We start from the raw sequence: 12,543 nt of genomic DNA, 5'->3' as shown, positions 1-12,543 counted from the left end.
TTATTCGTATTTAAGTGCATCAACAGGATTTGCTTTCGCCACTTTCACAGATTGCATGGACACCGTAAACAGGGCAATCAGCAAGGATAAAACGATGGCAAGGACAAATGGGATTACTGAAATCTCCACCCGGAATTCATAATTAGAAAGCCATTTATTAATGATAATATAGGCTATAGGAAAGGCGATTACATTGGCAATGACCACCAGTTTAATAAAATCTTTATTTAATAATGTGAGGATATGGAAGGTATTAGCCCCCAATACTTTTCGGATACTGATTTCTTTTTTGCGTTGTTCGGCCATGAATAATGTGAGTCCAAGGAGACCGAGGCAAGAGATAAACACGGCAAAGCCCCCAAACCAATTGGCCAGAATACCCAGGAGTTTTTCATTGTTAAATTTCGCTTCAAAGCTGTCGCTCAAAAAGATAACCTCCGCTGGATAATCAGGGTTGATCTCTTTGACAATCGCCCGCACTTCTGCTAAAGAAGTACTGATATTTTGCGCAGGATTTAAGCGCATAGCCATCACCCCCTCCCCAACCTGTTCATTCCTGATGTACATTGGTGCGGCAGTTTGATAAGGATTGTCCATCACAAAGTCTTTCATTACGCCAATTATTGTCAATTGATCCCCATCCACGGTGATCAGCGAACCAATCGGTTTCGACAATCCCATCACTTTAACCGCAGCTTCATTGATCACCACATTGGTAGAATCATTGAAACGGGGAGAAAAATCTCTGCCCAACAGTAAATCTGACCCCAGCGTAGCGGCAAAATCATAATAAGCATATCTGGAATTGAACATGATCCTTTCTTCTGGATTTTTCCCTGGCCAACTCACATCAATGGTATTGTTACCGCCACGGGTCAGGCTCACACTGAACATACTTGCATGACTTACTGCTCCGGATTTCAGTAATTTATCCCGCAGTAAGATGGCTTTAGCCGGATCTTCCAGAACCCCTTCTATCGGGATTTCTACCAATCCATTTTTCTGATAACCAACCGGTTTATTCTTAATGAAAGTCAGCTGCTGATAAATTACTGCAGTACATATAATCAGACTGGAAGCGAAGACAAACTGGAAGATCACCAGGACTTTTCTTATGGATAAAGAAGCGCCTCCAGCCCTGTTGAACCCTTTTAATACTTTTATCGGTTCGAAAGAAGAAAGGTAAAATGCAGGATAACTGCCGGCGATAAAGCCGGTAAAGAGTGTCAGTCCGAATAATACAATCCAGAATTTCCAATCCGCATAATTGAGCGTCAGTGTCGTATTTAACAATCCATTGAAGTAAGGAAGGCTAACTTCGATCAGGATAAAAGCGACAATCATTCCCAAAAAGGCGAGCAACATAGACTCCAGCATAAACTGTCCGATCAATGATTTTCTTGCGGCACCAATGGCCTTTCTCACACCTACTTCTTTTGCTCTCTTTTCCGACCTTGCGGTGGAGAGGTTCATAAAATTGATGCAAGCGATCAATAAGATAGAGAAAGCGAGTATAACAAATATCTTAAGCGTATCTATCTTTCCTCCAACAGATTTCCCCTGTTCAAACTTATCGTATAAATGCCATTTTGAGAGTGGATGAATCAATCCAACATTATCATTTCCCTTCTGATTTCTTGTAAAAATAGTACTGAATGAGGCGTTTACCTTTTCAAAAGAACTGTTGTCTTTCAATTGAAGCACAGTTAAGCAATGGCCAAATCCCCAGCCAGCTCTTTTAACCCATGGGTTGGTCTGCTCATACATCCCCCATGACATCAGGTAATCAAACTGAATACTACTACTGCGGGGTACATCTTCAATAACACCCTCTACGGTTAGTAAATGTTTACCACTAAGTTTAACCGTTTTATTTATTGGGTCTTCCTTGCCGAACAGAATTTTAGCAAAACTTTCCGTAAGGATCACTCCATTTGGAGACTTTAATGCTTTTTCTTTATTCCCTTTAATCATTTGATAAGGGAAAATTTTCAGAAAGGAAGGATCAGTAAAAATGCCCGGTTTCTTAAAAGATTTATCCTGGTTAGTAATCAAAAATTCGTTGGGATAAGTAGAATGGGAAGCAAAGGCAACCTCAGGCATGGTACTGATTAAGTACGGTGCCATCACCCCTGGTGTCCAGGCATAACTATTGATATCATTTGCATTTTTCTGATTACTATACACCACATAAGTGCGGTCGTAACCCGCGGTATATTTATCGTAACTCCATTCGTAAGCCACGTATAACAGCAAAAGCATACAACTGGCCAAACCAATTGCCAGCCCTCCTACATTGATCAGGGTATAGCCTTTATGCTTCCAAAGGTTGCGTATGGCGATTTTGAGGTTGAGTCTGAACATATCTTTAGGTATTATTCGTATTTAAGGGCATCTACCGGTTTTGCATTGGCCGTTTTATAGGTCTGAATACTGACCGTAACAATCGTCACAACCACAGAGATGAACATCGCCGCCAGGAATGGCCAAATGGTAATCGTACTGCGATAGGCAAAACCCGACAACCAGGAACTGGCGAGTATGTAAGCAATTGGAATGGCAATCAGATTTGCGATCAGTACCAGAATTAGAAAACTGCTATTGATCATTTTTAAAATATCTTTAGTTTCTGCACCCAACACCTTTCTTACACCAATTTCTTTGGTACGTTCTTGTACGGTGAAAGAAGCGAGGGCAAATAAGCCTAGCATGGCAAGGGAAAGCGTTACATAGGTGAATATGTTAAAAAGCTTATCGAGTCTCACATATTGTACATATACATCGGCGAAAGTCTGGTCAAGCCAGGTGTATTCAAAAGGAAAAGGTTCTACAGATTGCCACACTTTTTTGATAGCTGCGATGGTTTCCTGCGTATGTTCTCCATTGAGTTTCAAGATCACATGATCAGCAGCATTTGTTCCTTTATATTCTATCATATAACCTGTTGGCTCTGCTGCAATTTCCATCCCTTTTTGGATGTGGTCTTTCACAACGCCAACTATGACACGATCGCCGAACCACTTCTTACCGACCATATTTCCTAAGTCATATTTTTTAACAGCAGCTTCGTTGACTACAATTGCCGTACTGTCCGTTTTAAATTGGTTAGAAAACACCCTGCCAGATTTAGCGGGCATACCCATTACCTCGAAATAATCAAAATCGACCGTAACCACACTCATATTTTCTATACGCTGCCCGTTAAACTCCCTTCCTACTACTTGCATGTCTTTTACTCCTGGATAATAATTCACCCGACTCAATGCAGTTATCCCATCAATTTTCAATAAGCGATCTTTTACCTGTTGAAAATTCCTTCTGGTATCTCCTTTTCTGATTTTAAATACCAGAACCTGTTCTTTATTAAAGCCAGCATCCTGATTTTTAATATAGGTAACCTGCTGTTTGATAATGATCAGGGCGATGATAAAAACGATGGCTACCACAAATTGTATAGACATCAACGCTTTGCGTATCCATAGGCTCCCGGCCCCCCTTGAAAAGTTTCCTTTTAAGACTTTAACCGGCTCGTAATTTGACAAAAAGAACGCTGCATATCCTCCGGAAAGGATAATAACCAATAACATGACGAGGCCAATCTGGAGGATCAGTTGTCCGGGGTTGTTATAAGTAAATAATGATAAATTAATATCCATTAACCGGTTCATCACCGGAAGAGATACTTCTGCAAATACAAGGGCCAACAATAGCGCTACCAGACATTGAATGGTTGTTTCAGTTAAGAAATAAGTAATCAGATTGCTTTTCGCAGCCCCTAATACTTTACGGATTCCCATTTCCTTTGCTCTTTTTACTGATTGCGCAATAGATAAATTGGTAAAGTTGATACAGGCAATAATGAGTAATAAAGAAGAAAACAAGATTAGGATGGTCACCATTGCCGGATTTCCTCTTTTAGTCGGGTCCTGCAGACTGGTGGAATGGAGGTAAACGTCAGTTACCGGTAAGGTAATCAACCTTACCTTTTGCATATTCGTATCTTTTCTTACTAAGGGTAATTTTTGAAATGCAGCATTGAGTTTTTGACTCAGTAACAAGGGATCTGTTCCTGGTCTGGTTTTTAAATAAGTATAAAAATTGCCATTGCTCCAACCATCTCCTTTGGAAGACTTTTTGATAAACCCCTCCACTTCAATATGCTCAGGGGTGTTTGGCACTTCATATACCCCGGTTACGGTATAACGTTTATTGGTATTGATTAATATAGATTGTCCAACAGGATTGGTTGTTCCGAAGAACTTTTCACTTACCGGCTGACTCAATACAATCTGATCATTTGATAAGATTGAAGATTTCGCTTCTCCGTAAATGAATTTATAAGGAAAAAGATTGAACCAGTTGCTATCTACCCCAAGAATATGATTGATATACATTTCTTTTGGGCCAGAACTCAATAATCGTTGTTGACTATCCCAAACATAATAACGGCCATAGTCTACAATTTCCGGGGTCATCTCTTTTAATGCGGGAGCCAGCTCTGCCGGGCTTGAAGAATATTCATCCTGATCAGGTCCCCATTTAATAGAAAGACGGTATACATTCTCTGCATTCGGATTCCAACTGTCATAACTTCTTTCCAGATTTGCATAGAGTAGAATCATGAGAAAACCTGCAAGTCCGATAGACAACCCGAGGATGTTTAATAAGGTATAGCCTTTGTTTTTCCAAAGGTTGCGAAATGCGATTTTTAGGTTGAGTCTGAACATCAGGAGCTGGTATACTGTTTTTAAATTAATTCTTCCGTACGGGCTTTGTTGATTTTCTCCGAGATCACATGACCATCTTTTAAATTGATGATGCGGTTGGAGAAACTGGCGTCATGAGAAGAGTGGGTCACCATCACAATGGTGGTTCCTGTTTCGTTGAGTTCACAAAGTAATTCCATCACTTCATTACCATGAGAACTATCCAGGTTACCGGTAGGCTCATCGGCAAGCACCAATTTAGGTTTGGTGACCAGTGCTCTGGCTACTGCTACCCGCTGTTGTTGTCCACCGGAAAGTTGCTGTGGAAAGTGTCCGCTCCTGTTTACGATATTCATCCTTTCAATGATCTCATTCACCAGTCGCTTGCGTTCGGTTGCAGCTACTTTGTTATAGATCAATGGCAGCTCAATGTTTTCGAAAACCGTCAGTTCATCGATCAGGTTAAAGTTCTGAAACACAAAGCCCATGTTACGTTTCCTAAAATTGGAACGCTCTTTATCATTCAGTTTCAGCAATTCCGTATCTATGAATTTGTAGCTACCACTTTCCGGCTTATCCAATAAACCCATCACATTTAAGAGCGTAGATTTACCGCATCCGGAAGGTCCCATAATGGAAACAAACTCTCCTTCTTTGACGTGCAGGTTGATCCCATTTAAAGCGGTGGTTTCAATTTCTTCAGTTTTGTAAACTTTCTCCAGGTTTTCAATTCTTATCATGGCTATATTTTTCAGGTTATTTACTTACTTCTACTATATCATATTGATTAAACTGGTCGTAAGATGAGGTAATGACATCTTCTCCTTTTTGCAATCCTTCCAGTACTTCATAATACTTGTGGTTTTTGCGGCCAATTTTCACATTTCTTTTCGTGGCTTTACCATCTTTCAGGACGAATACCCAGGTGCCACCGGTGCTTTGGAAAAACTGCCCCTGTGCAATCAGCAGTGATTTACTATTATCGGAAAGGGTAAGTTTCACCTGCATAGACAATCCTCTTCTCAGGTCATCCGGTGATTTTCCGTCGAACACGAGTTCTACCTGGAATTGTCCGGCAGTAACCTCAGGGATGACTTTCCGCACCAATAGCTTATAGGTGTTTCCATTGAATTCTACAGTGGCAGTCTGCCCTTCTTTCACTCTGTTCACATAATATTCGTCTACGCTGGCTTGCAATTTATACCCTTGCAACACATCGATTTTACCCAGCATTTCATTAGGGCTATAAGACTTACCTATGACCGGATCGTAAGAGGAGAGACGACCGGCCACAGGCGCCTTAATAGTCATGTTTTCTATATTTTGCCTGATGGTTTCCAGACTTTCATTCATTCTGCCGATAGAGATGTCAATTTGTTTCAGTTGCATCACCCTACCCTGATTTTCCTGTTTGATCGCTTGTCTCAAAATCCCTCTTCTGCCTTGAAAATATTCATAATCCTGATTAGAAGTGTTGAACTCTTCTCTGGTGATCACATTTTTCTTAAACAAGGCGCTATCAATTTTATACTTACGGGTTGCGGTTCTCAAACTATTTTCAATATCCATCATATCCTGTCCCATCATCCTTTGATTTTGCTCCAGGTCTAGTCTTAATTTCCTCAATTGATTGATCTGCTCTGTGATGCTGGTTTCGCTGGAGGTATAACTTGATAAAGCATTTGGATTGGCGATTCTCAGTAAAGGTGTACCCTTTACTACTGATGCACCATTTTCTGTAAAGATCTCTGCTACCGTTCCACCTTCCGGTGAACTCACAATCACCGAGGTCAGTGGAACTACACTGGCATTCAACAAAACCACATCTTCAAAGTCGCCAAAAGTTACCTGATTGATGGTCAGTTTCTCCGCATCAGCTTTGTAAACTTTATTTAGTGACAAGCTATATCCGTAGGCCACCAGGCCCACTAATGCAACCACCCCAACTATAGTCAGTATCGTTTTTTTGTTGAACCGTTTTTTCTCTATGATCTTATCCATTTTTGTATTACGCTTATTGCTGAGCCATAAGCTAAGGCTGTGCCAATCTACCAAAACACTTTTACATCGCTAACTATCAACAAGTTAAAGCTTAATCAGATTAAAAACCGTTCATAATCGGACAGTAGCTGTACATCATCGAACAGTTTCTTTTACTTTTGAGACCTAAAGAGGTAGAAAAGGAATTATTGATTCCAATGGCGGGCGGGATTAATATAGAAAAGCTTAAATTCATACCATGATAGATGCAAATGTTTTAGTTATTGATGATGATGATGACATCTTACTAAGTGCAAGATTATTCTTAAAACAACATTTCAGTCAGGTGATCACCTGCAAATCCCCGAAAGAGATCAATGTGCTGCTGAGTCATAATGAAGTAGACCTGATTTTGCTGGACATGAATTACCAAAAAGGGGCTAGTGATGGCCGTGAAGGGTTATACTGGCTGGAACATATCTTATCAATTGATAAGGATTATGTGGTGATCCTGATGACTGCCTACGGAAATGTGGAACTTGCCGTTCAGGCCATCAAAAAAGGTGCGACAGACTTTATCCTTAAACCCTGGGAAAATGAGAAACTGTTTGCCACCCTTTCTTCCGCTTCCCGGTTAAGGCAATCCAACAAAAAAGTGAAGAAGCTGGAAAAGATTCATTCTTCCCTGCAAAAGGACCAGGCCAGACAATTTGAACACATCGTAGGGAACTCCGCCCCGATAAAGCACCTGCAAAACACGTTAATTAAGGTAGCCCCTACCGATGCCAATGTCCTGATATTGGGCGAAAACGGAACAGGAAAACAGGTGTTCGCTTACGAATTGCACAAGCATTCCCTAAGGAAAAACTCGATCTTCATGCATGTAGATTTAGGCTCCCTCAATGAGAACCTTTTTGAAAGTGAGCTTTTTGGCTATGCGAAAGGTGCTTTTACCGATGCCAAAGAAGATAAACCCGGCAGGTTTGAACTTGCCGAAGGCGGAACGATATTTCTCGATGAGATCGGTAATTTATCTCAGCCACTACAGGCAAAACTGCTGAGTGTGCTTCAAAACAGAACAGTTACCAGACTCGGAGAAAGTAAAGAACGAAAAGTAAATGTCCGTTTAATTACCGCTACCAATATGCCTTTAAATGAAATGGTAACCAAGGGGACTTTCCGACAGGATTTACTTTTCCGCATCAATACAGTGGAGCTATTGTTACCAGGACTGGCACAACGCGGCGAAGATATCACCTTGCTGGCCAACCATTTTCTGCATAGTTTCAGCACCAAATACCATAAAAGCACGTACAAATTCGAGCCGAAAGCGGAAAGCTTATTACTAGGCTACCACTGGCCTGGAAATGTGCGCGAACTACAACATGTGATTGAACGTGCGGTAATTATGGCCGATGGAATGGAGATTTCTGCACAGGATTTACAGTTGAGTCCGCAGAAATTTGGTGGTGCTGCCCTGATCCAGCCGGAAATGGGCCTCGAGGAAATGGAAAAACTGATGGTTCAAAAAGCAATCGATAAACACAAAGGAAATATTTCCAGAGCTGCACTGGAGCTGGGCCTCACCCGTGCCGCACTCTACCGACGCATAGAAAAGTTTGACCTATGACCTTTTACAACCGATTCACCTTCCGTCTCCTCTACCGACTGGCTATCATCAATATACTGGGTATTCTTTTGTACCATCTGATCCAAAAAACAGAGCTCTGGTTTACCATTTCCGGCCTGACTATTCTTTTGATCGCCGCTTTGATGAACTTGTATTTCTACATTAACCAGATCAGGGAAGATATCAAACGCTTTATCCTCGCAGTAAAAATGCGGGACAGTACCTTAAACTTCAGAAACAAAGCCACAAAAGGGAGTTTTCCGGAACTTTACGAGTCCTTCAACGACATCATCCAGACACAAAAGGATATGCAGCTGGAAAAAGATTCTATGTTTCAGCTGATCAAAACCATATTGGAGCAAGTGCCGGTGGGTGTGATTGTGGTAAAAGACAATGAGCAGGATACCAAACAAGCAGAAATCGTGTTTTTTAATCAGGCAGCCACCAGTTTACTGGGAATTCCTGCTTATAAATACTGGCATCGGTTGGCGCAGCATAGTCCGGAGTTTGCTCAGGAAATAGAAAACATTGGTAAGGGAGGCAAGCGATTTATGGAGCTAAAAATTCAGGATAAACAGATCCAGCTTTCCACAGAAGTGATCCCATTAAACTTATACCTGACGGATTATACCATCATTTCCTTCCAGAATATCAAAGATGAGATTGAGCAAAAGGAATCTGAAGCCTGGAACCGCCTGATCGGTGTGATCTCTCATGAGATTCTGAATTCTATTACGCCAATCAGCTCTTTATCGGACACCGTAAACAGCATGATCGCCGATAAGGAATCCTTGAATGCTGAAGATCTTGAAGATTTAAAACCGGCCATAAAGACCATCAAAAGAAGATCTGAGGGACTGCTGGACTTTGTAAAGGATTACCGTCTGATCGCAGAACTACCTACCCCGGATCTGGAATACCATACCATCGGGGAAATCCTGCAACACATTAAAGTTTTGATGCAGCCTTTTGCCAATGGCAGAAACATCATGCTTAAAGTAGAACAAACTTCGTCTAAGATCACCATTCAGATAGATTTAAAATTGGTAGAACAGGCGCTAATCAACCTCGTTACCAATAGCATTTATGCTTTGGAAGGTGTGGAACATCCGGTCATAGAAATCAACTACCGCATGGATCAGAACAAACTTTACCTGGAGGTGAGCGATAATGGAAAAGGAATTGACAGCGAATTGATCGAAAAGATCTTTGTGCCTTTCTTTACCACCAGAAAAAACGGATCAGGTATCGGGCTTACCATCACCAGAAACATTATGAAAATGCACCATGGAAATCTGGAAGTGAACTCAGTCCCTTATGAAAAGACCGTATTCTCTTTAGTGTTCAGGTATCAATAAAAAAGCCTTGTAAGGGAAACCTACCCTTGCAAAGCTTTTTTACGGTGTTATTAAAATAATCATATCCTCAGTTTCAACAAAACTTATTTAGAGGGTGATGCTATCTTTAATCATAGTTTTAATCACGGTACCATCAGGAATCACCGCTCCTTTTTTCACCACTACAATACCATCTTTAACGGTATATAAGGAATGGTCGCTATCCGGAAGATGTGCTCCACCGATAATCTGTACGTCATTACCAATCCTGCAATTTTTATCCAGAATGGCATTGGTGATTGTACAATTGTCGCCGATACCAATCCATGGTTTGTTATTCTCCAGGTCCTTTTCCAAATCTTCCAATACCTGATATTTATCACTCCCCATGATATAACAACTGTCTATCGTGGTGCCTTTACCAATTCTTGCACGAATACCAATCACCGAATGTTTGATACATTTGGCGTGTAAAATACAACCTTCGGCAATAATGGTTTTATCCAGTGTGGTGCCTAAAATTTTAGAAGGCGGCAACATACGTGCGCGGGTAAAGATGCTGTGTTTACTATCAAAAAGGTTGAATTTAGGCAGGTCATCTGTAAGGCCCAGGTTGGCTTCAAAGAAAGAGGATATGTTTCCGATATCGGTCCAGTATCCATCATATTGATAACTCAACACATGATTAGAGGTTAATAACCTCGGGATAATCTCTTTTCCGAAATCCTTCTCCTCCGCATTTTCCGCGAAGATTTTAATCAGCAGATCTCTGTTGAAAATATAAATACCCATAGAGGCCAGGTGTTCACGACCTTCCTCACGCATTTCTTCGCCGGTATCTGAAGTCCATTCCTCCAGTAATTCCGCGGCAGGTTTTTCAATAAATGCAGTAATGATATTATCGGAATTGGCTTTAAGAATACCAAAGTCCGGCGCATCTTTTGCGGTTACCGGAATGGTAGCCAGGGTAATCTGTACACCACTTTCAATATGGGCATTCACCATTTTATTGAAGTCCATCTGGTAGAGCTGGTCGCCGGATAAAATGAGGACATACTCAAACTCATGGTTCAGCAAATGGTGCATCACCTGTCTTACTGCATCGGCCGTTCCCTGAAACCATGTCGGGTTTTCAGGAGTTTGTTCCGCCGCCAGAATGTCTACAAAAGCAGCACTAAAATGGCTGAAATGATAGGTATTCTTAATGTGTTTATTCAGCGATGCAGAGTTAAACTGCGTCAGGACAAACATCCGGTGGATACCAGAATTTAAGCAGTTAGAAATAGGAATATCGACCAATCTGTATTTTCCTGCAATAGGAACAGCAGGTTTGGATCGCGTTTGTGTTAGTGGAGAGAGCCTTGAACCCTGGCCACCACCGAGGATGACGGCTAATACTTTATCAGTCATAAATATTCAGTTTATATGTGGTACAAATCAATATATTGTTGTGCCGCTCTATCCCATGAGTGGTCTAATTGCATCATATACTTACGGATTTCTTTCAGTTGCCCATGATTCTGATACAGTTCATAAGCCCTGCCAATCGCGTGCCCTACATCCCAAACGCTGGTCTGATCGTGACAAATCCCAAAACCTCCATCACCAATATCTACCACCGTATCTTTTAATCCTCCTATCCTGCGGACGATAGGAACCGTCCCATATCTTAGGGCATACATCTGATTCAGTCCACATGGCTCCACTCTGCTTGGCATCAGCAGAAAGTCGGCCCCGGCATAAATCTGGTGTGACAACTGTTCGTTGTAACCAATGTACGCATTATAATTCCCGGGGAAAGCCTCTTTCAGCTGAATTAATCTACCTTCTACCTGGGGATCGCCGGATCCCAATACCAATACGTTTATAGCACCATTTCCCTTCGATAAGGCATTGTAAAAGATCTCCGGCAACAAGTCAGCCCCCTTCTCTCCTACTAACCTACCTATAAAAGTAAATAACGGCTTTTCAGGGTCCAGGTTAAACACCCGGCATAAGGCCGCCTTATTCGCCTTTTTCCCATTTTCTAATGTACGTAATGTAAATTTCTTTTCCAGCATCGGATCATGCTGCGGATCCCATACTTCATTGTCTATTCCATTTAAGATGCCCACAGATTTGGAGCGTTCCTGTGCGAGCAGGTCTTCCAGTCCATTGGCTTTAAAACTAATTTCTTCTAAATAACTCGGTGATACTGTTGTCACTCTCCATGCACATTTAATGGCCGCAGCAAGTGGATTTATAGAACCTTTCCAATCTAATTGTCCGGATTTCCATAAATCAAATGGCGGCAAATAATGCAGTTTATCCCAGCCAAACTGCCCCTGATACTGCGCATTATGAATGGTCAGAATCGTAGGAACATGGCTTAACTTTTTAAACTGATGCCCATATGCCATCATAAAAGGGACCAATCCGGTATGGTGATCATGACAGTGAATGACATCCGGCTTGTGCTCCCATTGCGCAATCCAATCCAATACGGCAATCTGGTAAGCTAAAAAACGCTCAGTATCATCGTCATAACCGTAAACATTTGGCCGGTCCATTAACCCCGGTATGTGAACGAGGTATAAGTCGAAGCCCAGTTTATTGGTTTGCTCCCTGAATATTCTTACCGGAAAATCATGAAAGCCCAGTTTTCCCCATCCATCATAAACTACTTCAAACTCGTTTTCCTGCATGAATTTGGTCTGATAAGCGGGCATTACCACTTTAGCAACGTGGCCAAGCTTGTTCTGATACTTCGGCAAAGCGCCTACAACATCGCCTAAACCACCTACTTTGGCAATAGGGTAACATTCAGCACTCAGGTGGATAATCTCCATAATTCTCAAGGGGTTAAAAAGTATCTTAAATTAGGTAATACAAGATGAAAAGGCAATTATTC

8 protein-coding genes are annotated in these 12,543 nt (G+C 41.5%); 2 read left to right on the top strand and 6 right to left on the bottom strand.

The window, feature by feature from the left end; all coding sequences use genetic code 11:
• Genes OQX61_RS09375 through OQX61_RS09360 form a run of 4 tightly spaced genes read right to left on the bottom strand, consistent with a single transcriptional unit; the run spans window position 1 to window position 6,707 of the window.
• On the bottom strand, window positions 1–2,364 hold the full coding sequence (locus tag OQX61_RS09375; protein ID WP_265841402.1) for an ABC transporter permease: 2,364 nt from the start codon (window positions 2,362–2,364) through the stop codon (window positions 1–3).
• An 11-nt stretch (window positions 2,365–2,375) separates the two neighbouring features.
• A complete protein-coding gene (locus OQX61_RS09370; protein WP_265841401.1) occupies window positions 2,376–4,727 on the bottom strand; it encodes an ABC transporter permease in 2,352 nt (783 codons plus the stop codon).
• 20 nt (window positions 4,728–4,747) lie between these two features.
• On the bottom strand, window positions 4,748–5,446 hold the full coding sequence (locus OQX61_RS09365; RefSeq protein WP_265841400.1) for an ABC transporter ATP-binding protein: 699 nt from the start codon (window positions 5,444–5,446) through the stop codon (window positions 4,748–4,750).
• A 16-nt stretch (window positions 5,447–5,462) separates the two neighbouring features.
• Window positions 5,463–6,707, bottom strand: a complete 1,245-nt coding sequence (locus OQX61_RS09360; RefSeq protein ID WP_265841399.1) for an HlyD family efflux transporter periplasmic adaptor subunit — start codon at window positions 6,705–6,707, stop codon at window positions 5,463–5,465.
• Between the two features lie 238 nt (window positions 6,708–6,945).
• On the opposite strand from OQX61_RS09360, the gene OQX61_RS09355 reads away from it, so the two are divergent.
• Both OQX61_RS09355 and OQX61_RS09350 read left to right on the top strand, forming a co-directional pair.
• Complete coding sequence (locus OQX61_RS09355) at window positions 6,946–8,316, top strand: sigma-54 dependent transcriptional regulator (protein WP_265841397.1); 1,371 nt, start codon at window positions 6,946–6,948, stop codon at window positions 8,314–8,316.
• On the top strand, window positions 8,313–9,674 hold the full coding sequence (locus OQX61_RS09350) for an ATP-binding protein (protein WP_265841396.1): 1,362 nt from the start codon (window positions 8,313–8,315) through the stop codon (window positions 9,672–9,674). Before OQX61_RS09355 ends, OQX61_RS09350 begins: the two co-directional genes overlap by 4 nt.
• A gap of 87 nt (window positions 9,675–9,761) precedes the next feature.
• On the opposite strand, the gene OQX61_RS09345 is transcribed toward OQX61_RS09350, so the two are convergent.
• Window positions 9,762–11,063, bottom strand: coding sequence for a glucose-1-phosphate adenylyltransferase (locus OQX61_RS09345; protein ID WP_265841395.1), 1,302 nt, complete (start codon window positions 11,061–11,063; stop codon window positions 9,762–9,764).
• Between the two features lie 11 nt (window positions 11,064–11,074).
• Window positions 11,075–12,481 carry a glycogen synthase gene (locus OQX61_RS09340; protein ID WP_265841394.1) on the bottom strand — a complete coding sequence of 469 codons (1,407 nt, stop codon included), beginning with the start codon at window positions 12,479–12,481 and terminating at the stop codon, window positions 11,075–11,077.
• Window positions 12,482–12,543: the final 62 nt, after the last annotated feature.

The organism is Pedobacter sp. PLR, from assembly GCF_026239675.1.
Taxonomy (GTDB): domain Bacteria; phylum Bacteroidota; class Bacteroidia; order Sphingobacteriales; family Sphingobacteriaceae; genus Pedobacter.
The sequence above is the reverse complement of the archived record's forward strand: the minus strand, read 5'-3'. Positions and strand labels throughout refer to the sequence as shown.